The organism is Bifidobacterium sp. LH_389, from assembly GCF_056357235.1.
Window position 1 is genome coordinate 42,804 of sequence record NZ_JBKEVR010000001.1, and the last position, 23,027, is coordinate 65,830.

Genomic DNA, 23,027 nt, shown 5'->3' on the forward strand with positions numbered 1-23,027 from the left:
ACGGGACGGGACGGTCGGTAACCCCGCGTTGTACAGTGGAAGCTATTCTCATTAAGTTCTCGATTGTGAGCGGAGGGTTGCCGTCATGGCAGAGGAAAACAGGCCCGAAGTCGCCGTGATCATGGGATCGGCGAGCGACTGGGAGACGATGAAGCGTGCGTGCGACGTGCTGGATCAGTTCGGCGTCGCGTACCACAAGCAGGTGATCTCTGCGCACCGCACGCCGGAGCTCATGGGCGAGTTCGCCCACTCGGCGCGTGCCAAGGGCTTCAAGGTCATCATCGCCGGCGCGGGCGGCGCTGCCCACCTGCCCGGCATGGTCGACGCCCAGACCACACTGCCCGTCATCGGCGTGCCGGTGCGCTCGCACGCGCTGTCCGGCTGGGATTCGCTGCTGTCCATCGTGCAGATGCCCGGCGGCATCCCCGTGGCCACCACCGCCGTGGGCAACTCCGGGGCCACCAACGCCGGCCTGCTGGCCGTGCAGATCCTGTCCATCAATAGCGATCGCCTCGCCGAGGCGCTGCAGAACTACCGCGACGAACTCAAGGAGAAGGTGGCCGAATCCAATGCCCAGCTTGTCTGAGGAAACCAACGGCGCCGTCACCATGCTCCAGCCCGGCGCGACCATCGGCATCATCGGCGGCGGCCAGCTCGGACGCATGATGGCCCTGTCCGCCAAGTACATGGGCTTCCGCATCGGCGTGCTCGACCCGACGCCCGACTGCCCCACCGCGCAGGTGGCCGATTTCCAGGTCGTGGGCGAGTATGACGACAAGACCGCCATCCACGACCTCGCGGAAAAGGCCGACGTGCTCACCTACGAGTTCGAGAACGTGGACGCGGAGGCCATCGACGAGGTGCGCCACCTCGTGGCCGCCCCGCAGGGCACCGATCTGTTGCGCGTGACGCAGGACCGCGTCAACGAGAAGACGTTCATCAACGAGCACGGCACCGAAACCGCGCCGTGGCGTGCCGTCAACAACTTCGACGAACTGGACGCCGCGATCGACGAACTGCATTACCCGTGCGTGCTCAAGACCCGCTCCGGCGGCTACGACGGCCACGGCCAGCACGTGCTCAGGAACGATTCCGATCTGGAGAAAATCCGTGCCCGCGGCGATCGCGGCGGCGGCTTCCCGCCGTCCATCCTCGAGGGGTTCGTGGACTTCGCGTTCGAGGCGAGCATCCTCGTCTCCGGCAACGGGCGCGACTACGTGACGTTCCCGATCGTGCGCAACGACCACCGCAACAACATCCTGCACATGACGATCGCCCCCGCCGAGGTGAGTCCCGAGATCGAGCGCGAGGCCCACGAGCTGGCCCTGCGACTGGCCCACGGCTTCGAGCTGGCCGGCACGCTCGCCATCGAGCTGTTCGTCACCAAGGACAACCGTGTGATCGTCAACGAGCTCGCCCCGCGCCCGCACAACTCCGGGCACTACACCATCGAGGCCTGCTCCATCGACCAGTTCGACGCGCACATCCGCGGCATCGCCGGCTGGCCGCTGCCCCAGCCGAAGCTGCTGAGCCCGGCCGTGATGGTCAACGTGCTCGGCCAGCACGTGATGCCCACGCGTGCGCTGATCGCCACGCACCCCGAATGGAACGTGCACGACTACGGCAAGGCGCAGGTGCGCCACGACCGCAAGATGGGCCATATCACCGTCCTTACGGACGACACAGCCGCGACCGTCGAGGCTCTGGAGGCCACCGGCTGCTGGGACGATCTGGCCAAATACCGCAAGCAGGACTGAGGCCGGGCGGACATGGCGATGGAACGCATGGAACGGCAGACCAAACAGAAGGAAAGCATTCGGCTGGCGCTCAAGCGCTGCGAGGAGTTCATCTCCGCGCAGGACCTGCACCGCAAGCTCGAGGACGACGGCCTGCATATCGGGCTTGCGACCGTGTACCGGCAGCTCAACGCGCTCGCGGACTCGGGTACGGCGGACACGATCCGTCTGGGCGGCCAGCAGATGTTCCGCCTGTGCGGGGACGACGAGCATCACCATCATCTGGTGTGCACCCGTTGCGGCCGTACGGTGGAGATAGAGCCGCCGAGCGAGACGTGGGTGCGCAAGACGGCCGCCAAGTACGGCTTCACGGTGTCCAGCCACACGGTCGAGGTGTTCGGTCTGTGCCCGGAATGCCAGAAGGCGTAGGGTCAGAGTCAGGGGTGAGGCGGCCCGGCCGGGGATAGGCCCGGCCGGGCCTGTGGCCGACAAACTTTCCGGGAGATTTTCTGCCCGGACTAGACAGCCGGAATTTCGCCCGTCGAGTAGGTAATACCCTGTGAAGGTTGCTGGGACGGCTAGCCATGCCGCCCATTGGCCGCCTATCTGCGGAGTGTGCAGCAGATTCGTCAGCGTGCGGAGGTCTATCTGCGTTCTGTGCAGCACTCCTTCCGGTATCGGCCGGCTCAAAGGAGGCTCAAAGGCGGGTTCGGAAGGCGTTTCTGGCCGTCTTCGCCCAAACGATTGCTGCACAGAACGCAGATAGACATTCGCAACCGCCGGAATCTGCTGCACACTGTGCAGATACCGCCCGAACATGAATGATGAGGATGCCCGGGCATCTCCCGGCAATGGGCCGGACTGCCACGGCAACATGTCGTTCGGGCAAACTTTCGGGGGTATTGATGTTTCGGCCCTTGGTTTTTCAACGACTGTGAGGAAAATACCCTCGAAAGTTTGTCGATTCACCCGTTCCTCCGATTGACCCGGTCGGTCGCCTGTCGGTTTGACCCGGTCGGTCGCCTGTCAGCTGTCCGTCCGTTTCCCTGATCGGTTGGTTGTCCATGTGATGGTATGTCTGGCCTGCCGGCCGTCCTCCCGCTGGATGGCCGGGCCGACCGATGCTGGCAGACAAACATTCCGGGGGATTGTTCTGCCCGGGCGTTGGAATGGCGGCATTCGTCCGTGAAATACCCCCGAAAGTTTGCCACGACACCATGTCGTTCGGGCAAACTTTCGGGGGTATTGATGCTTCGGTCCTTGGCATTCCAACGTTTGGGCAGAACAATCCCCCGGAAAGTTTGTCGATTCGACCGATTGACCCGGTCAGCATGATTCGCCCGGTCTCCTTGGTCTATCCGGTCCCGGCCGTCCGCGGTCAGTCCGGTCCGCCCACGACACGCAAATGAAAATCACTCTCAATATCGTGGTATGGTGGTCAACCGACAACATAGAGAGGAACCATCATGTCCATTGCATCGATCATGTCCAACGTCAGGCGCGCTGCGGCGGTCGCCGTGTCCGCGGTTGCCCTGTTCGGCCTTGCCGCATGCGGCGGCACGGGTGCCGGATCCGCCAACGGGACCGCATCTGCCGGCGGGTCTGCGCAGACCGGCGAGGCAAAGCCGATCGAGGTGGTCGCCAGCATCAACCAGTGGGGGTCCGTGGCCAAGGATCTTGGCGGCGATCTGGTGAACGTCACCGCCATCATGACCAACACCAACGTGGAGGCGCACGACTACGAGCCCACCAGTCAGGACGTCGCCAAGTTCGGCTCCGCCCAAGTGGCGGTGGTCAACGGCGCCGACTACGACCCGTGGGCGTCCAAGGCGGCATCCTCCACCAATGCCGCGCTCGTGGATGCGGCCGAGGCGGGCGGCGTCAAGGAGGGCGACAACCCGCACGTCTGGTTCTCCGCCAAGGTGCGCGAGTCCGCCGCCGATGCGATCACCAAGGCGTACATCGCCGCCGAGCCCTCGCAGCAGGCCAAGTTCGAGGAGCTCAACAAGGCGTGGAAGGAGCGCGAGGCCGCGCTGGAGGCGAAGATCAAGGACGCGTCCGCCGCGCTCTCCGGGCAGTCCTATGCCGCCACCGAATCCGTGGCGTGGTATCTGGCCGACGATCTGGGCATGAAGGACGCCACCCCGTCCGGCTATGCGCAGGCCGCCGCCAACGAAAGCGAGCCGACCCCCGCGGATCTCAAGCAGTACGCTGATGCGCTTTCCGCCGGCTCGGTCAAGCTGCTTGTGGTCAACACGCAGGAGGCCAACGCCACCACCGATCAGCTCACCGCCGCTGCGAAGTCTGGCAATGTGCCGGTGGTGGACCTCACCGAGCAGATGCCGGCCCAGTACGACGATCTGCTCGACTGGATGGATGCGCTCGTGGAACAGTTCGCCGATGCGCTGAAGTGACGTCTCCGGTGCGGGTGGCTTGACCGCTGCCGGTGTCTGGGGCGCTTGCCGGTGCGCCCGGTCGGATCTCGCCTGATATGGCGGACGGCTGGACGCGCCGGCAAGTCGCGTTATGAGTCGTGATGAGTCGATGATCGGGCGTTCATGTTCACAATCTGGGAATGTGAACGGAGTTCTATTATGATTGGCTTATTTTTTGGAGGAATTTCGCGGGGGGGGGGTAGACTAATTTTCTGTTAACGCCGTTGAATAATCATGTCCGATCATTGATGGAGGTCTCCGATCATGCAGCAGAAACGCGCCTTTACCCCTGACGAGATTGCCTATCTCGAAGGCCTTCCCGCCGTGGAATCCGTGACGCCGACGCGCATCTGCTACACCAAGACGTTCGCACGCGACTGTCTGCGCCGCAACCTGCAGGGAGAAGGCCCCACGAAGCTGTTCATCGAAGCTGGCATGCCGCCGGCGCTGATCGGCCGCAAGCGCATCGAACGCTGCTTTGCCCGGTGGCGTCAGGACGCCGACCGCGTGCTGGCATGGAAGGACGAGCCGTCAGAGGCCCGGGGATTCGCCCTTTCGTCCGTCTGGCAGACTCCGCAGGATCCCCGCGAGCTGGAGACCCTCATGAAGGCCCGGCGCGACGCGAGCGCCGATCCGCGCGATCTGCTCATCATCCAGCAGGTGCAGCACATCGGCCAGCTTGAACATGAGGTGGAGGAACTCAAGGAGCAGCTGCGCAAGGCTCTGAAGAACGGGGAGCACGTGCCTTGCGCCTGATCGGCGTGCCGCGCGCCCATTCGGTGGCATGCGCGTGCCATGGCCAGCCATGCCTCGCTACACTGTGAAGCATGAAGCGTTCCGATTGGAATCAGGGATGGGAGTCCCGCAAGGTAGCGGACGAATCCGGTGCGCCCGTAACGGGCAATGAGGCACGGTGGCGGACGGTCGTGCTCCCGCATGACGCCATGGTGCATGAGCGGCGCACTCCGCACACGGCGAATGCCTACAACACCGGATACTATCCGGGCGGCCGCTACGAGTACCGTCGACGGTTCGCCGTGGAGGCGGAAGCGCTCGGTGGCGCCATGCTCCTTGAATGCGAAGGCGTCTATCCTTCGGCCCGGGTGACGGTCAACGGGAGATCGGCGGCAGAAAGCCATTACGGGTACGGCAATTGCTTCGTGGAGCTGGCCCCGCTGCTGCACGCGGGGGAGAACGAGGTCACGGTGATGGCGGACAACACGCCTGTGCCGAACAGCCGGTGGTACTCCGGAGCGGGCATCTACCGGCCGGTATGGCTGTGGAGCCGGGATCCGGCGGCGGCGCAGCCGGCGGAGACTGAGGCACGGTCGGCGTGGATTCGCCCGGACGGGGTGCGCATACGGACCGTTTCGATCGATCACGGCGATGGCAACGATGCAGACGGCGAAGCCACCGCGTCGATCGGCATTCGCGCCGAACTGCGTGGCAGGCTTGCCACGGATCCGCTGCCGCAGGGATTGCGTCTGCGCGCGGAGATTCTGGCGTTGCCGAAGGCCAACGTGCCCCGGCACGGCCGACACGCGGCGGGTGCAAACTCTGGGAAAGTGAGCGCGGGGAAGCCTGCCCAGCAAGCCGTGGCGACCCGGTCCGTGGCCACGGCGGAGGGACCGGTTGACCGGGAGCTGCGTGTCTCCGTGCCGCACGCCCGTCTGTGGAGTCCGGACGAACCGAACCTGTACCTGTGCCGATTGGCCCTCACGGACCCGGAGACCGGAGCAGTGCTGGACGAGCATGTGGAACGCTTCGGCGTCCGCACTCTCACCTGTGATGCCCGTCATGGCCTGCGCATCAACGGCGTGCGCACGCTGCTCAACGGCGGATGCGTCCACCACGACAACGGCATTCTGGGTGCGGCCACGTGGGATCAGGCCGAATTCCGCCGCGCGCGCATGCTCAAGGCCGCCGGGTTCAACGCCGTCAGGTCGGCCCACAACCCGCTGTCCAAGGCGTTTCTGGACGCGTGCGACGAGGTGGGCCTGCTTGTGATGGACGAGGCGTTCGACATGTGGTGGATGCACAAGACCTCGCACGACTTCGCCTCCCATTTCCGCGACGATTGGGCTGCGGAACTTGAGGCGATGGTGCGCAAAGACCGCAACCATCCGGGCGTGGTGCTCTACTCCATCGGCAACGAGATTGCAGACACCAAGTCCCCGCGCGCCGCCGTGATGGCCCGGCGCATGGTCCGGCTCATCCGGGAAACCGACGGCACCCGCCCGGTGATCGACTGCGTGAACACGATCTCCCTCATGCTCGCCGCACGCACCAACGCCGGACCGGACACCCCCGATCCCCGCGTCGAGGGGGAGCCGGGGCTCAACACCACGCTCGAACATGCCTCCGGACCGGCGCTGCTCACGCTCATCGATCGCTTCATGCCACTGGCGCTGCGCACCGGCATCATGGGCCGGCAGACCCGGGACGTGTTCCGCGAGGTGGACGTGGCCGGTCTCAACTACTGCAAGGAAGGGCCGATGTACTTCCACCGGAGGTCTCCGCAGCGCGTGTTCTGCGCGAGCGAAACCTACCCGCAGGACATTGTGCGCAACTGGCCGGCCATCAAGCGGCTGCCGTACTACATCGGCGACTTCGTGTGGACGGGCTGGGACTACATCGGCGAGGCGTCCGTGAGCGCGTGGGCGTATGCCGGCGTGCGCGACGAGCGTGACTGGCTCGGCCAGTTCGGCGATCGGCTCGGTCTGGCCGGCATCCGCACTGCGCCCTACCGGCGCTACCCGGCACTGCTCGGCGCCAGCGGTCTGATCGACATCACCGGGCGGCCCACCGCGCAGGCGTACTACCGCATGGTTGTCACCGGAACGTTGCGCAGACCGGTCATCACCGTGCGGCCCATGACCCTGCTGCACGGCCGGCACCCGTCTCGCCGCCCGCTGTTCTCCAGACTGCTGGACGGCATGCTCAGGCTCCTCCGGCTCGGCGGGTACGACCGGCGCAACGGGCTGAACAAGACGAAGCGGTTCATTGAACGCGGGCATGACGGCATCCGCAGCTGGTCGTGGCGGGGCTACGAGGGGCGTACCGCCGTGGTGCAGGTGTTCTCCGGCGGCAAGGCCGTGCGGCTGCTGCTCAACGGGCGGCAGGTAGGCGAGGAGCCGGTGAGCCGGTGCTGCGCCGAATTCCTGCTGCCGTACGAGCCGGGCGAACTGACTGCCGTGGCTCTGGATGCAGACGGGCGCGAGATCGCCCGGGATTCGCTCCGCTCCGCACGGGGGCGGACCCGTCTCACGGTGGACGGGTCGCAGTGGCTGGAATCCCCGTACGCGGCCGATTCCGCGGCCGGTCCCGAGGTCGGCATGGGGAGGCACCGGGACGGGGCGATCGTCTACGTGGACGTGTCGCTGACCGATGCCAGGGGAGCGGTGCAGGCGAGCGACGATCGTCGCATTACGGTCGCACTGACGCCGGATGCGCGCAAGGCCGGCGTGGAGCTGCTCGGCGTGGGCAGTGCGAATCCCATCACCGCCGACGAGTTTGCTGCGGAGGATGGGGCGACGGGGGCCTGCACCACGTATTTCGGGCGAGCACAGGCGATCCTGCGCGTGCCGGGCGAGTCGACGGACGGTCCGACGACGGCTGCGGCATCGACGCTGCGGGCGCGGCTGCGGGAGGGCATTCTCGCGACGGTGACGGCGGAAGGCCTCGATCCGGTACCCCTGAGGTAATCGGTTTTCCTGTGATTTTCCTCGGCGGAATCGTTGACGCATTTGGTGCCGATAGGGCTGAGCCGACGGAGCCGACGCGGCACAATGGCCAAGATCGAAGAATCATACTGAGGACAGCGTGGACACAGCATGGGTGCAATGTGCCCACGCTGTCCCCAGCGTGCTGCGAACGTCTCTGTGTTTTGCTCGCCATACATGTTCGATCCATGGCATGGCGAGTGGCATGGCGAGCCTCGAGTGCGACTGTGCCCGCCTTACCGCAGGCGGCCGTTCTCCATGGTGAGCACGCGGCTGGCGTGGGCGAGCACGGCGGGGCGGTGGGAGACGATGAGGTAGGCGCGACCGTGCTGCTGGTCGATCAGCGCGCGCATCACCTGACCCTCCGTCAGGGCGTCCATGTTGCTCGTCGGCTCGTCGAACAGCATGAACGGGGCTTGGCTGAGGAACGCGCGAGCTACGGCGACGCGCTGCTTCTGCCCGTCGGACAGTTCGGCGCCGTTGCGCAGCAGCATGTGGTCCAGACCGTCGGGGAACTGGTCGATCACCTCGTCCAGGCAGGCCGCGTGCGCCGCGTCGGCGATCTCCTCGCGCGTGGCGTCCGGGCGGGCCACGGCGATGTTGCCGGCGAGCGTGTCGGAGAAGATGAACGTGTCCTGGCTCACCAGCGTCTCCGTGGCGCGCAGGGATGCGGTGTTCACGGCGTCGATCGGCTGCTCGTCGATCAGCACCTTGCCTCCGGTCGCGTCGCGGAAGCGCATGAGGATGTCGATGAGCGTGGACTTGCCGGCGCCGTTCTCGCCCTGCACGCCGATCACGTCTCCCGGGCGGATCGTAAGGTTCAGCTCCTTGAGTACGTTCTCGCGGCTGTCCGGGTAGTGGAAGGTGACGTTTTGCGCGTCGATGCCGGTGAACTCGCCGAGCTTGACGCCCTCATCGCCATCATGCTCGCGTACTGCGGGCGTCTCGTCCATGAGCGAGAACACGCGACGGGCGGCGGCGAACGTGGGCTGGATGCCGGAACCGAGACGGGATACAGCGATCAGCGGCGGGAACGAAACGGCGAATCCGCCCAAGGCGGCCAGTGCCACGGCGGGATCGGTCAGTTCGCCGACTGCGATCAGCTTCCAGACGATTCCGGCGAAGGCGATGATGCACAGCAACGTGAGCGCGTCGGTGACCAGCGCGTTGAAGCCCGTCACCTTGCGGGTGCGGCGCCGGGCGGCCGTCATGGCGTTCGTGTCCGCGCGCAGGCGCTCCTGCGTGTTGCGGCTCGCCCCGAGCGCAATGAGCTCGCGGCGGCCGTCGAGAGCCTCCAGCAGATCCGTGTGCAGACGCCCCTGACGCTCGCGCTCTTGAAACGCCGTGCCGAACGTGACATCCGCGAACATGAACGGCAGGGCGAGGCCCACCAGCAGGTAAGCGACGAACGCGGCCAGACCGAGCCATGGGCTGACCGCCGCGAAGACCACGCTGTTGACGATGCCGCACAGTACGGCTATCGCGATGGGGGAGAGCGTGTGCGCGTAGAACAGTTCCAACAGCTCGATGTCCTCGGTGAGCATGGTCACCAAGTTGCCGCGTCCGCGCTCCTTGAGCTTGGCGGGAGCGAGCCGGCGCATGACGTTGAACATCTGGGTGCGGATGTCGCGTAGCAGACGGAATGCCAGCTCATGGTTGTTGAGCTGCTCGCCGTACGCGCAGGGGCCGGCCAGCAAACCGCAGACGACCGCCGCTGTCACGGGAATCCAGAAATCGCGCCCCTGGAACCATCGCGCCGCACCGAACGTGCCCAGCATGACGGCGAACACCGCGAACAGATGGCCGAGCGAACCGCAGGCGATGGCCTTGAGCTCCACGCCGGCGAGCGGGCGAATTTGCTTGAACATGCGTGCAATCATCGTGCCGCCTCCGTGTTCTCGATGCGTTCCTGCTCTTCCCATTCCGCGGCGAACAGTCCGCCGGCCGCCGCCAGCGCGTCGAACGTGCCGCGTTCGGCCACCGAACCGTGGTCGAGCACGATGATCTGGTCCGCGTTGTGAATGCCGGCCAGACGGTGGGTGATGGTGACGACCAGTGCGTTCTGCGCGAGGATCGTCATAAGATTGGCGAGCGTCTCGTCGTGGTCGCGGTCCACGGCGCTGGTCGCCTCGTCGAAGATGTAGATGGGCGTGTGGCGCAGCAGACCGCGCGCGATGATGAGCCGCTGCTTCTGGCCACCGGAGAAGTTGCCGCCCTGCGGCGCCACCTTCAGGTCGTAGCCGGAACGGTCGGAGATCTCCCGGTCCAGATCCACGCCGCGCAGCACCGTGTTGAACTCCTGGGCCGTGTAGCCGCGGGCGGCCGGGTCCAAGTTGTAGCGCAGCGTGCCGCTGAACAGGTGATCGGTGCCGCGCACTACGGTCTCCACATTGATGAGCTGGCTCTGGGCGATGTCGCGCAGTTCCACTCCGCCGATCTTCAGGCTGCCCTCGTAGTCGCGGCGTTCGCCCGTCAGCAGGGAGACGAGCGTGCTCTTGCCGGAGCCGGACGGGCCGACCACGGCCACATGACCCATGACCGGCAGATCGAGATCGATGTCGCGCAAGGCGGTGAAGCCGTTCGGGTAGGAGAAGGTGAGGCCCTTGGCGCGAATGCCTTCGTTGATGTTGAGTTGCTCCGGCTCGTCGTCATCGGGCAGGGTGGCCTGCGTGCCGGCGGTTTGCGCGCCGCCATCCTGCCCCACGGCGAGCGCGGCGGCGATGGCCTTGCCCTGTTTCATGGCGACGACGGCCTGATGGGTGAGGTAGACGAGTTGACGTTCCGGGGCGAATAGGCGTACGCCGGCGATCACCACGATCGCGGTGACCATGAGGCCGTCGGGATGATCCGCGCCGGACAGGGCGGCGGTGAACGCGGCGGCGATGACGGCTACGTAGATCACCAGATCGGAGGCGATCAGGGAGCGCAGCTGGCCGGCCAGCACGTCCATGGTGATGCGTCGGAATCCTTCCGAATCCTTGTACAGGCGTTCCGATTCGCGTTCGTCGGCGTGGAAGATCTTCAGGGTGTTGAGGCCGCGCAGCGCCTCCTCGAAGCGCAGTCCCACGTGCTCGTACTGCTTGAGCTGGCCGGTCTGCACGGCAATGTCCTTCTTGCGCGAACCGTTCGCGGCCATGGGCAGCGCCGCCATGCCGAGTACGAGGATGAGTCCGGCGCCCCAATTGAGCGGGACGATGGTGACGAGGGTCACGACCATCATGAGCATGACTTGAATGAAGTTCGGCACGTAGCCGGTGAAGTAGTTGATGATGGCCTTGACGCCCTCCACGGATAGCATGGCGAGCGACTGATTGGCCAGTGGCTTGGCTTCGTCGTCGTGCTGGGCGTTGCAGGTCTCGTTGCGCGCCGACTGGAACATGCCCATGTACATGGCGTCCGCCAGCCCGTCGTTGAGCTTGCCCGCCACCTGAATGGACAGCGCGTTGGAAACCCATCCCAGTGCGAATTTGACCGTCAGCAGCACCATCAGGGTAATGATGGCGACCGGGATGTCACCCGTGACCGGCAGCGTCCACGCCGGTACGGGAATGCGCAGCAGATCTCCGGCCGTGAAGCAGACGATGAACACCATCGTCACTTCGATCAGGGAGCCGAGGGCTGCCAGTATGCCCATGGCAATCGATTTGCGCAGATCCGCGCCCGGCAGGCCCAACAATACCTTGGAGATCATGCAATACCCGCTTCACGTAGGAAACTCTTCCAGATTGCTAGGGTAACAGGGCGAGTGGGCAAGCTCAAGAGACAGGCGACGGTTCGGGTGACGGTTCCGCGCCTCCCGATGCCGGCTTGCACCGGGAGGCGCGCCGGCATCGGGAGGGTACAGCGGACGGGCTGGGGACTAGAGCGTGACCTTGGCGGGGCCGGTTGCGGTGGTGGTTTCCCCGTTGAGCGTAATTTCCGCCGTGGTGAACGGCGGCACGTGTAGCACCAGTCCGGTGGCTCCGCCGTGCTTGCCGTGCTGCGCCTTGGCGACGATCGGACCGTACGGCGTGGGCACGGTCGCCTCCGCCTCGTGGTTCGGTTCCAGCTGGGGGCATACGGCGAACCTGCGGTAGCCGGGTTCCAGCGGCCTGATGCCCAGCATGCCCTGCGGCAGCAGGTACGCGGGGGAGGAGGCCCACGGGTGCGAGTACGTGGTGTTGCCCTTGATGGACACGTCCCAGCCCTCGGAGGTGCCGCCCGCGCCGGCGAGGATCATGTTCCACCAGCTGCGGGGCTTGTCGTGCGAGGCGATCAGCCGGTTGGCGAGCCTGCCGAACCCGGCGCGGTACAGGCCGTCCAGCAGGACTGCGGCCGTGTAGACGCTGCAGGCCATGCCCTTCGCCTCGAGGAAGTTGCCCACGCGGTGCAGACGGTCGGCGGGCACCTTCGCGAAGGCCAGCGCGAACGCCGAGGCGTGTTCGGAGGCATGGTCGAGGGGCTTGCCGTCCGAGCCCGTGTCGAGACCGTCCACGTAGGCGCCCTGGAAGTCGTCGAACAGCCGGTCGTGAATCGCTGCCCGCATGCGGTCGGACGTGCGTGCGAAACGGTCGGCGTCGGCGGTTTCGCCGAGCGCGCGGGACAGATCGGCCATGTCCGCGTACGCCTGAGACGCCAGTGCGTTGACCACCGTGTTGACGCGGCCGAAGGCGTAGCCGTCGCGCTCCACCGGCGGCCAGTCGACCAGATCGCCGTCCATCACGCTTGAATCGCCCGGATCCTTGACGATCAGTCCGGACGCCTCGTCGAGGTACCGGTCCGGCAGCAGCGCCTTGAGCCGGTCGTACTCGCGGCGCGCCTGGGCGAGACTGCCGGTGGACATCCAGCCGTCGTGCACGGCGAGGATCAGGTACAGCGGCCATTCGGTGGGCCACGTGCGGTTCGCGATGAGGTAGTCGATGGAATACGCGCCCAGGCTCGGCGCGTCGTCAAGCATGAGGTGCGAACGCCACTGCAGCCAGGCGTCGGCCTCGTACGCAGCGCGTTCCCGGGTCCACGAGTCGGCGTAGATCGGGCCGTTGAACGCTTCGACGGTGTTGCGGCAGAACCGCCAGACGGTGTTGAGCGTACGGTTGTCCGCATCGAAGACGGCGGCCGATTCGTCGAAGGGGTATTCGATCGCGGCGGCGTCCACGGATTCGGGATGCGCGGCGATCCGGCGGACCGCGGCCTGCGAGGCGTCTTCGTCCGAGCCGATGATCTCCACGTAGCGGAACACCTTGAGACCCCACGATTCCACGGCGGGGGAGCCGGCCGGGATGCGCCACGTCTCCTCGTAGGTGTTGAACGCGCTCAGCTGGTACTTGACCGAGCCGTCCGGGTTGAGCACTTCGCCGTAGCGGATGCGCAGCGCGACGGGACGCTCGGCGTCGAGGGCGAGGCGGATGCCGCCCATCCACGCGCGGCCGAAGTCGATGATCGCATGGTTTCCGTCGGTGAGCGTGATGCTTGCGACCGGCTCGTAGCCCACGTGCACCTTGTCCGTGGGCGTGGGGACGAGCGCCTCGAATGCGGGCCTGGCGGCGGCCGCGGGCCATGTGGCGGGGTCGGCGGAGTCGATATGACTGGTGGGCTTGGCGGGGGCGGCGGGCTCCGCGTCTCTGTCGTCGGACTCGGGATCGCTGATCGTGAACGGATAGCGGGCGGCGACGAGGTCCTCGGCGGGGGACTCGCAGTACTGCGTGCCGGTGGACGCGGAATCGGGGTATGCGGCATTGCCTACGATGCCCACCCAGTGGTCGGCGTCGGTGCCGAAATGCAGCGTGCTGCCGTCGGCGAGACCCAGATCCAACTGGGCGAGGAACCGCCGGTCCTCAAGCGTCCAGGCGACCACGCCGATGGCGTTGCGGCCGCCGGGGGTGACGAGGTCGGTCACATCGAAGCCGTCGGTGCGCGCCTCGCTGCCGATGGGGAACGTCGGACCGAGGCCCACGAAGGTGCCGTTGAGCCACGCACGGTACACGAACTGGCGGCCGGGCTTGACGCTGGCGGCGGTCATGTGCAGCGTGGCCCAAAGGACAGGCTTGTCCGGCAGGACGAACGTGCCACGCAGGAACGCCCAGCCGAGGCCGTTGTGCTCGGTCTGCCTGATGGCGGGACGCTGGAAGAACGCATCCCCCGCGTCGCTGGACTCCTCGGCGAGGTGGGAGAAGGTCGGCTGCGGCTCGGCTTCCTCCGAGGCCTGTGCATCGGCTGCGGCGGCGGAAACCGTGGATGGCGCGGGAATCGCCGCCTCATCCGCCCAGATCGGCGTGGCATGCCATCCGTCGGCGGCGGGTGCGGTGCCGAATGTGATGGGGGAGGAGACAGGAACGAAGGCAGAGGCGGGGGCCGGGATGGCGTCCGGAATGGTCTCCGGGATGGGGGAGTTTCCCGCCTCGACCTGCGACGCGTGGTGTTCCTCCGCGTGTCCGTCCGCGGGGCCGTCCGAAGGGTCCCGCGTTCCGTGCTCTTCCTCGATCACGAGCCAGTAGCGCGCGGACGGCTCGGCGACGAACCCTTCGAGCGTGAGGGACGGTGTCGCGGTCACCTTGGATCGCCACAGGGGGGAGTTGGATGCATCGGGATCGCCATGGACGGCGACGCGCCAGAAGACGCTGCCGGGGTGTGCGTCCGGTTCGGGCCACCATCGGACGTGCACCGGTTCGCGGGGTTGCAGGTCGATCGGTTCGATGCGGTCGTTGATGCGGATGTGGGTGATGGCCGGTGCTGGGGGAACTGCCTGCGGTGACGGGACGTGGTGATTTCCCCGATCTCCCCGAACGCTTGCAGCATCCGTAACGTTCTGGGTGTCCTGAGTGTTCTGAGTATTCTGGATGTCCTGAGCTTGGATGTGAAGGCGTTCCGAATTGCCCACAGCAATCCCCTTTGATCGGTTTCGTGCAGATGCAATCATTATATAATGCGTGGGTCTGTTTGCCGGCGTGATTCGCCGTTAACTCACAAAATGGGAAGGGCATGACCGACTAATGATCGATCATGCCCTTCCCGCAATCGGCCGGTTCCTTCGGTTCCGCACCCCGGAGGTTCGTGCTTCTGCCGCATGGTGTCAGACGGCCGGAGCGGAACACTGGGTTCCTTAGGGGTCTATTGCTTCCCGATGCAGCGTCAGCGCCTTCTCTTGCAGAACCTTCTACTTAAGGGCCTTGGCGCCGATGTCGTGGCGGTAGAACATGCCGGTCGTATCGAGGTTGTCGATGATGCCGTAGACCTTGTCCTGTGCGGACTTGATGTCGTCGGCGTGGACCTGCACGAAGAGGACACGGCCGGAATCGGCAACGAGGGATCCCTCTTCGGAACCTGCGGCGACACCGGCGTAGAACACGTGGGAGTCATCGTCAACGGGAATGTCGGGGACATGGGCACCCTTGATGACGTTGACCGGGTAGCCGTCGGAGGCAAGGACGACGCCGAGCGTGGCCCCCTTGTCCGTCCAGGTGAATTCCGGGGTTTCGCCGTTGAGAATGGCGGTGATGCCGGCGTTGAGGTCGGAGGCGAGTCGGGGGAGTACCACCTCGGTTTCGGGATCGCCGAAGCGGGCGTTGAATTCGATGACCTTGGGGCCGTCGGCGGTGGCGATGAGACCGGCGTACAGAATGCCGGTGAAGGGAACGCCTTCGTCGACCATGGCCTGGCACATGGGGCGCACGATGGTGTCGATGGCGGTGTCCACGACGTCCTGACCGATCTGCGGAACGGGGCTGTACGCGCCCATGCCGCCCGTGTTGGGGCCTTCGTCGTTGTCGTAGGCGCGCTTGTGGTCCTGCGAGATGGGCATGGGCCAGAAGTCCTTGCCGTTGACGAAGCTCATGAGCGAGAACTCCTGACCTTCGAGGAAGTCTTCGACGACGACCTTGGCGCCGGCGGCGCCGAAGCGGTGATCGATGAAGATATCCTCCAGGGCCTTGATGGCGGTGTCCACGTCCATGGCGACGGTCACGCCCTTGCCTGCGGCCAGACCGTCGGCCTTGATGACGATGGGTGCGCCGTGTTCGCGCACATACTGCTCGGCCGGATCCAGCGCATCGAAGGTGCGATAGGCGGCGGTGGGGATGCCGTAGCGTTCCATGATCTGCTTGGCGAAGTCCTTGGAGCCTTCGATCTGCGCCGCCGCGCGGTTGGGGCCGAACGCCTTGATGCCGGCTGCGGCGAAGTCGTCCACGATGCCTTCCATGAGCGGAACCTCGGGGCCGACGAACACCCAGTCGATGCCGTTGTCCTTGACGTAGTCGCACAGCGCCGCATGGTTGGACGTGGACAGCTGGGATGTCTTGATGCCGTCGCGCTCCATGCCGGGGTTGCCGGGAATGACGGTTACCTCGTCCACCGTGGGAGCCTTGAGCAGCGTGTACGCGATGGTGTGCTCGCGCGCACCGGAACCGATGACCAGAACTTTCATGTGTGTGCCTTTCCGTGGCGTTCCCGCGCCGGCACGATCGCCGGAGGGCTTTGCCGAAGAATCGCTCCGGCGCGGGAACTGTTCGTCAACGTTGTATTCGTGTCTGTCCTGCGGGTGTACGCCCGCATTGCCTATGGGATCACAGACCCTTGTGCAGCTGGACGCGCGTGCCGTCCACGTCCTTGACGATCTTGCCGACCGTGTAGTGGGTCTCCTGCTCCTCGTCGAGGATGCGCTCGACCTCGGCGACCTTGTCGGGGGTGACGACGAGCACCATGCCGATGCCCATGTTGAAGATGTTGTACATCTCCAGCTCGTCCACGTTGCCCAGATTCTGCAGCACGCGGAAGATCGGCGGCACGTCCCAGCTCGTGATGTCGAACGCGGCGGCGAGGCCCTCGGGAATGATGCGGGGGACCTTCTCCACGAAGGCGCCTCCGGTGATGTGCGCCACGCCGTGCAGCAGGTCGTCGCCGGCGAACAGGGGCTTGAGTGCCTTGGCGTAGATGCGCGTGGGCTTGATGATCTCCTCGCCCAGCGTCTCCTCGCCCAGCTCTGGCAGCTTGGAATCGACGGTCAGATCGTTGTCCTTGAACAGGATCTTGCGCACCAGGGAGTAGCCGTTGGAGTGGATGCCGGAGGACGGTAGCCCGATGAGCACATCGCCTTCGGCGATCGTCGTGCCGTCGATGATCTTGGACTTCTCCACGACGCCGACCGTGAAACCGGCGAGATCGTATTCGTCGGGGTCGTACATGTCCGGCATCTCGGCGGTCTCGCCGCCGACCAGTGCGGCTCCGGCCTGCACGCAGCCGTCGGCCACGCCCTTGACGACCTGTTCGAGCAGAACGGGATCGTTCTTGCCGCAGGCGATGTAATCGAGGAAGAACAGCGGTTCGGCGCCCTGGGCGAGAATGTCGTTGACGCACATGGCCACGCAGTCCTGACCGATGGTGTCGTGCTTGTTCATCATCTTGGCGACCATGAGCTTGGTGCCCACGCCGTCGGTGCCGGAGACCAGGACCGGCTCCTTGTAGCCGAGAGATGCCAGATCGAACAGGCCGCCGAAGCCGCCGATGCCGCCGGCACCCGGGCGGGCGGTGCGTGCGACGTGCGACTTGATGCGATTGACGACCTCGTAGCCGGCTTCGACGCTCACTCCGGCGTTCTCATAGGCTTTGGGCATTGATGTTCCTTTCTTGGGTTCCGCTGTGCGGTCTGTTCGATGGGTCTGGATGTCTGGTTCGTGCCGTCGCCGTTCAATGCGACAGATCAGATGGGGCAGGTCTGGTGGGACAGGGCGTCAGGCGTTGGTTCCGTCGGTCACTTCGCCGTGTTCCGGATGCCACTGTCCGGGCTGGAGACCCTGCTGGCAGGAGTACTCGTTGCCTTCGTAGCGGCTCTTGTCCAGAGCGAAGCGGGGCAGGCGCACGCGATCCTCCGGCGTGAGCGACTCGAGGAATTCCCTCTCGTAGTCGTCGAGCGCAGTGGGGTAGTCGCCGTTGAAATAGGCGACGCACAGACCGCCGTACGGGGCGTCCGCATTGAGGCCGATGGACTCGACGAGCCCATCGAGGCTCAGGTATGCCAGCGAGTCGGCGCCGATGTAGTCACGGATCTCCTCGACTGTTTTCTTCGCGGCGATGAGCTCCTTGGTGGTGGAGATGTCGATGCCGTAGAAGCAGGGATACTTGAGCGGCGGGGAGCTGATGCGCATGTGGACCTCGGCGGCACCGGCCTCGCGCAGCAGTTGGACGATGCGCTTGGACGTCGTGCCGCGCACGATGGAATCGTCGATGACGATGACCCTCTTGCCCTTGACCACGCCTCGCACGGCGGACAGCTTCATGCGCACGCCCTGCTCGCGCAGCTCCTGCGTGGGCTGAATGAAGGTGCGGGCGACGTACTGGTTCTTGATGAGGCCCATCTCGTTGGGCAGACCGGCCGCCTCGGCGTAGCCGGATGCCGCGGACAGGGAGGAGTTCGGCACGCCGATGACCATGTCCGCGTCCACGGGGGCCTCCGCCGCGAGACGTGCGCCCATGCGTTTGCGCGCGGAATGCACGTTGATGCCGTAGATGTCCGAATCGGGACGCGCGAAGTAGATGAACTCCATCGAGCAGATGGCCAGCTGGGTTTCGTGCGTGTACTGCACGATCTTGTAGCCGTGGTCGCTGACCACCACGATCTCGCCCGGACGGATGTTGCGCACCAGTTCTGCGCCGACCACGTCGAGCGCGCAGGTCTCGGAGGCGAGCACATAGGCGCCGTTCTTCATCTTGCCCAGGGACAGGGGGCGGAAGCCGTTGGGATCGAGCGCGCCGATCATGGCGGTCTCCGTCATGAGCAGGTAGGCGAATCCGCCGTGGACGGTGTTGAGCGCCTCCTTGAGTTTGTCCATGAAGGTTGGCTGTGAGGAACGACGGATGAGGTGCATGAGCACTTCAGTGTCGGAGTTCGAATGGAAGATGGCGCCTTCGTCCTCGAGATTGCGGCGCAGCGTACGGCAGTTGGTGAGGTTGCCGTTGTGGCACAGCGCCATGTCTCCGTCGTGGAAGCGGAAGATGAACGGCTGGATGTTGTCGGTCGAACCGGAGCCGGACGTGGCATAGCGCACGTGGCCGATGGCACGATCCCCTTTGAGCCGTTCGATCTCGCGCTCGTCGCCGAAGACCTGGGTGAGCAGTCCCAGCCCGCGGTGGCCGATCAGGTGTCCGCGGTCGTTGGATACGATGCCGGCACCCTCCTGGCCGCGATGCTGCAACGCATGGAGACCGAAGTAGGTCAGTCGAGCGGCGTCGGGGTGGCCCCAAACGCCGAAAATACCGCATTCCTCGTGAATGCCTTCGAGTTCGGCGGACATATGTGCGGCATCCTTCCTTCTGGTCGTGTGGTATGGAATATCGCCGTTTCGATACTGCTCTACGTTACCAATCGGCGGCTACATCGCCGGAATGCCTGTTGCGACACGCCTGATTTTCCGCCAAGCCCACCGCGTGTCGAACTTTTGTTCGAGAATATCTGCTATGGTTGCAGGCAAGAGATCGAACAAAAGTTCTATCTCCGAGTCGCCGTTTCGATGACCGTATCGCACAGAGAAAGGAGATCGACGATGGAACAGCGGACCTATCTGGCCATTGACCTGAAGTCGTTCTACGCCTCGGCGGAATGCGCCGCGCTGGGGCTGGATCCGCTGTCCACCAATTTGGTGGTCGCGGACGTGCAGCGTACCGAGAAAACTATTTGTCTGGCGGTGTCGCCGTCGCTCAAAGCTTACGGACTGCCGGGGCGGGCCCGACTGTTTGAAGTCGAGGAGCGCATGCGACTGGTCAACGAGGCTCGCCGGTTGAAGTCGCCGGGCCGCAGGCTGTCAGGGGAGTCGTGGGATGCTGAGCGTCTGGTCTCGTCGCCGTCGCTCGGTGCCTCGTACCTCGCTGTCAAGCCGCGCATGGCCTACTATCTCGAGGTCAGTGCGTCTATCTACGGCATCTACTTGCGCTATGCCGCACCGGAGGACATCCATGTCTATTCGATCGACGAGGTGTTCATCGATGTGACGCGCTATCTGCGCTACTACGGCAAAACCGCGCACGAGCTGGCGCGCACCATCGTGCGGGACATCCTTGACCGGACGGGCATTACGGCCACGGCTGGCATCGGCAGCAATCTGTATCTGGCGAAGGTGGCCATGGACATCGTCGCCAAGCACATGCCCGCGGACCGGGATGGCGTACGCATCGCGCAGCTGGATGAGTCGTCGTATCGGCGCATGCTGTGGTCGCATCGGCCGCTTACCGATTTCTGGCGGGTCGGTCACGGGTATGCCCGGCGTCTGGTCGAATACGGACTGACGACGATGGGGGACATCGCCCGCTGCTCGCTGGGAGGTGCCAACGAGTTCTATGGCGAGGATCTGCTGTACCGTCTGTTCGGTGTGAACGCCGAACTGCTCATCGACCATGCATGGGGGCGGGAACCCTGCACGATCGAAGCGATCAAGGCATATCGGCCGTCCGAGAATTCGATCAGTTCGGGGCAGGTGCTGCATTGCGCATATCCCTACGAGCGGGCACGGGTGGTCGTGCGGGAGATGGCAGATGCCCTGGCTCTGGATCTTGCGGGCAAACGGCTGGAGACGGACCGCATAGGGCTGTACGTGGGGTACGACCGTGCGGTACGCAACGATGACGACGTGGAGGAGACGTCGACCGACCGTTATCGCCGTATGACGCCCAAAGCGGCGGACGGATGGTCGAGGCTGGCGCGGCGCACGTCGTCAGGACGGGTCATCGTACCGGCGATGACGGCACTGTTCGATCGTTTGGCTGATCCGCGGCTCAACGTGCGACGCCTCACCGTGGTGGCAGCGAATGTGAAGTCACCTTCTACGGGGATTGATAGCACGACGGATCGGGCGGAACGCCATTACGAGCAGCCGGATCTGTTCGCTGCACAGACGGAGCAACGGTCACGGGAGGGCAGCGTCGTTCATGCTTGGCGAGAGCCGGTGCGGCGTGATGACGATGTGCAGCGGGCCATGCTGGCGGTGAAGGCGAAATTCGGCAGGAACGCGGTGCTCAGAGGCATGAATTTCGAGGAAGGTGCCACTGGAAGGGATCGCAACGAGCAGATCGGCGGTCATGCGGCGGGACAGTCCATGATCGTCCGAACCGTTCCCGGCGAAGGAAGGATCGGGAACGACTCGAAGGCTGATCCCGACCTGTCCGAAATGCCGGAGGCGAAGATTCCGGCATGGATCAACGGGGACGCCCGGCGTCTGCATCCGATGCCTCTTGTGGCGGATCCGGGCGCTCATGCCAGGGCGAGACGACAACGTATGAAGACCGTGGCGCAGGAGCAATCCCAGCATCCGGTGAACAGAGCCATGCCGGAAGGCGCCGCCGCATACGCCGACATCATCGGCATGGATGGGCCTCGGCAGTCAAGACATCCGTCCATGTCCATCGCCAAGCGGGCCGCACAGTTCATGCCGTTCGCTGCACTGACCGGGTACGAGTCGGTGCTCGAACGAACGGAACGGGACATCGAGACCCGCTATGCGGAGCACAACGATCCCGTGTGGGAATGAGATGCCGCTCGCGTACGGCGGTGCATGTCGGTAACAATGGGCGGAACGGGGAAACCTGTGTCCCGCTGGAGACAACGACCGAACCGATGGGAACGGCATGCAGAGACACGCCGGGACACGCAGAAACACGCGCCAAGGAGGAACACATGCTGGAAACGGGAACCATGCTGGTGTTCTGCCTCATGCTGTTCGCCAGCGTGGGCATGGGATGGTCCATCATCCCCGCATTGCTGGCAGGGTTGGTATTGTTCCTCGGCTACGGATTGCTACGGCACACGCCGATGCGTCGCATGGTCCGCAGCGCAGCCGCAAGCATGCGGTCGGCGGGCACGATTCTCGTGACGTTCGTGCTCATCGGCATGCTGACTGCGCTGTGGCGTGCCGGCGGCACCATAGCCTTCGTCATCGTGCATGTGGTGCCATCGATCCACGGCGCGGCCATACTGCCGCTGTCCTTCCTGCTGTGCGCCGGCATGTCGGCACTGATCGGTTCGTCTTTCGCCAGCGTGGCCACGATGGGCACCATCTGCATGTCCATCGGTCAGGCCATGGGAACGAGCATCGCGTGGATCGGCGGCGCGATCCTCGCCGGCGTCTACGTGGGGGACCGGTGCTCGCCGGTCTCCACTAGCGCCCTGCTGGTCAGGCAGCTCACACGCACCAATCTGTTCGGCAACATCGGCCTCATGCTGCGTACGGGTCTGGCGCCGTTCACACTGTCATGCCTCGTGTATGCGATTGCAGCATGGTCGGGTGTCGGCGCGTCGGGCGTCGGCGGAGCGGATGCCCATGGCCTGTCCTCGGTGACCGACGGCGGGACGGTGCGGGAGGCGTCGGATACGGTCGCCCGTTTCGCCGACGCCTTCGCCCTGCACTGGGTTGCCCTCGTGCCCGCATTGCTGGTTGTGATTCTCGCCGTCGCGCGCGTCGACGTGCGGGTGACCATGCTGACGAGCATCCTGGCATCGATTGCCGTCTGTATAGGCCTGCAAGGCATGGACGTGCGGCGGCTGATCGCTACCGTGACATTCGGGTACGCGGCAGACGATGCACGCGTGGCCGCGCTGCTCAACGGCGGAGGTGTGCTGTCGATGCTTTCCGTCGGCGCGATCGTCTGCATCTCCTCCGCATACGCAGGCATCTTTACGCAAACCGGCATGCTTCGTGGTCTGCAACAGGGCATCGAGACCGTCGGTTCGCGCATCGGCGTCTACGGTGCGACCCTGCTGACCGCGATCGTGGCGGCAGCGGTCGCCTGCAACCAAACCCTGGCCATCATGCTCACCCAGCAGCTCGGTGCAGGATTGTACCGGTCTTCATCATCGGATGACGAAACGGCGGCAAGCAGCACCCCGGAATCCCGTCAGGCCATCGATCTGGAGGATTCCGCGGTGATCGTCCCCGCCATGATTCCATGGTCGATTGCATGTGCCGTGCCGCTATCCATCATCGGCGCGCCCATGGCCTCCATCGCGGCCGCATGCTTCCTCTACCTGTTGCCGATCTGTCGCATGACCGGTTCGTTCCTGCACACCGTTCAGGCGAACCGTCGGCGTCGGAACTGCGAACGATGTGACGCAACTCATACGAGCCGGCAGCCCTCAGCCGCGTGGCGCAAACGGGCCGCTGGCAGACTGGTGGCGTGAA

The 23,027-nt window shown here is 65.1% G+C and carries 13 protein-coding genes and 1 pseudogene; 8 read left to right on the plus strand and 6 right to left on the minus strand.

Annotation, left to right across the window (positions count from 1 at the left end; genetic code table 11):
- Window positions 1–85: 85 nt before the first annotated feature.
- From purE to AC1AZA_RS00225, 6 genes are all read left to right on the plus strand, one after another.
- Window positions 86–586, plus strand: a complete 501-nt coding sequence (gene purE, locus AC1AZA_RS00200; RefSeq protein WP_476512741.1) for a 5-(carboxyamino)imidazole ribonucleotide mutase — start codon at window positions 86–88, stop codon at window positions 584–586.
- Window positions 570–1,757 (plus strand): 5-(carboxyamino)imidazole ribonucleotide synthase, encoded by a 1,188-nt coding sequence (purK, locus tag AC1AZA_RS00205; RefSeq protein WP_476512742.1) that lies wholly within the window; start codon window positions 570–572, stop codon window positions 1,755–1,757. The genes purE and purK overlap by 17 nt, the downstream gene beginning before the upstream one ends.
- An 18-nt stretch (window positions 1,758–1,775) precedes the next feature.
- Entirely contained in the window at window positions 1,776–2,165 is a 390-nt protein-coding gene (locus AC1AZA_RS00210) for a Fur family transcriptional regulator (protein ID WP_476513145.1), read from the plus strand.
- A gap of 1,037 nt (window positions 2,166–3,202) precedes the next feature.
- Window positions 3,203–4,150 (plus strand): metal ABC transporter solute-binding protein, Zn/Mn family, encoded by a 948-nt coding sequence (locus AC1AZA_RS00215; RefSeq protein ID WP_476512743.1) that lies wholly within the window; start codon window positions 3,203–3,205, stop codon window positions 4,148–4,150.
- A gap of 285 nt (window positions 4,151–4,435) precedes the next feature.
- Window positions 4,436–4,927, plus strand: coding sequence for a hypothetical protein (locus AC1AZA_RS00220; protein ID WP_476512744.1), 492 nt, complete (start codon window positions 4,436–4,438; stop codon window positions 4,925–4,927).
- Window positions 4,928–4,998: 71 nt separating this feature from the next.
- Complete coding sequence (locus tag AC1AZA_RS00225) at window positions 4,999–7,875, plus strand: glycoside hydrolase family 2 TIM barrel-domain containing protein (RefSeq protein ID WP_476512745.1); 2,877 nt, start codon at window positions 4,999–5,001, stop codon at window positions 7,873–7,875.
- Between the two features lie 254 nt (window positions 7,876–8,129).
- Here AC1AZA_RS00225 and AC1AZA_RS00230 read toward each other — a convergent pair whose 3' ends face one another.
- The 6 genes from AC1AZA_RS00230 to purF form a co-directional block, all read right to left on the minus strand.
- Window positions 8,130–9,761 (minus strand): amino acid ABC transporter ATP-binding/permease protein, encoded by a 1,632-nt coding sequence (locus tag AC1AZA_RS00230; protein ID WP_476512746.1) that lies wholly within the window; start codon window positions 9,759–9,761, stop codon window positions 8,130–8,132.
- A gap of 8 nt (window positions 9,762–9,769) precedes the next feature.
- Window positions 9,770–11,584: an ATP-binding cassette domain-containing protein gene (locus AC1AZA_RS00235; RefSeq protein ID WP_476512747.1), complete on the minus strand. Its 1,815-nt coding sequence runs from the start codon at window positions 11,582–11,584 to the stop codon at window positions 9,770–9,772.
- Window positions 11,585–11,752: 168 nt separating this feature from the next.
- Window positions 11,753–14,422, minus strand: a complete 2,670-nt coding sequence (locus AC1AZA_RS00240) for a family 78 glycoside hydrolase catalytic domain (RefSeq protein ID WP_476512748.1) — start codon at window positions 14,420–14,422, stop codon at window positions 11,753–11,755.
- 603 nt (window positions 14,423–15,025) lie between these two features.
- The gene (gene purD / locus AC1AZA_RS00245) at window positions 15,026–16,291 is read right to left on the minus strand and encodes a phosphoribosylamine--glycine ligase (RefSeq protein ID WP_476512749.1); all 1,266 of its coding nucleotides are present in this window, start codon (window positions 16,289–16,291) and stop codon (window positions 15,026–15,028) included.
- A 139-nt stretch (window positions 16,292–16,430) separates the two neighbouring features.
- Window positions 16,431–17,477 carry a phosphoribosylformylglycinamidine cyclo-ligase gene (gene purM / locus AC1AZA_RS00250; protein WP_476512750.1) on the minus strand — a complete coding sequence of 349 codons (1,047 nt, stop codon included), beginning with the start codon at window positions 17,475–17,477 and terminating at the stop codon, window positions 16,431–16,433.
- A gap of 117 nt (window positions 17,478–17,594) precedes the next feature.
- Complete coding sequence (purF, locus tag AC1AZA_RS00255) at window positions 17,595–19,154, minus strand: amidophosphoribosyltransferase (RefSeq protein ID WP_476512751.1); 1,560 nt, start codon at window positions 19,152–19,154, stop codon at window positions 17,595–17,597.
- 216 nt (window positions 19,155–19,370) lie between these two features.
- Here purF and AC1AZA_RS00260 point away from each other — a divergent pair.
- Window positions 19,371–20,939: pseudogene (locus AC1AZA_RS00260) on the plus strand (Y-family DNA polymerase); the annotation flags it as partial.
- Window positions 20,940–21,526: 587 nt separating this feature from the next.
- Window positions 21,527–23,026, plus strand: a complete 1,500-nt coding sequence (locus tag AC1AZA_RS00265; protein WP_476512752.1) for a Na+/H+ antiporter NhaC family protein — start codon at window positions 21,527–21,529, stop codon at window positions 23,024–23,026.
- Window position 23,027: the final 1 nt, after the last annotated feature.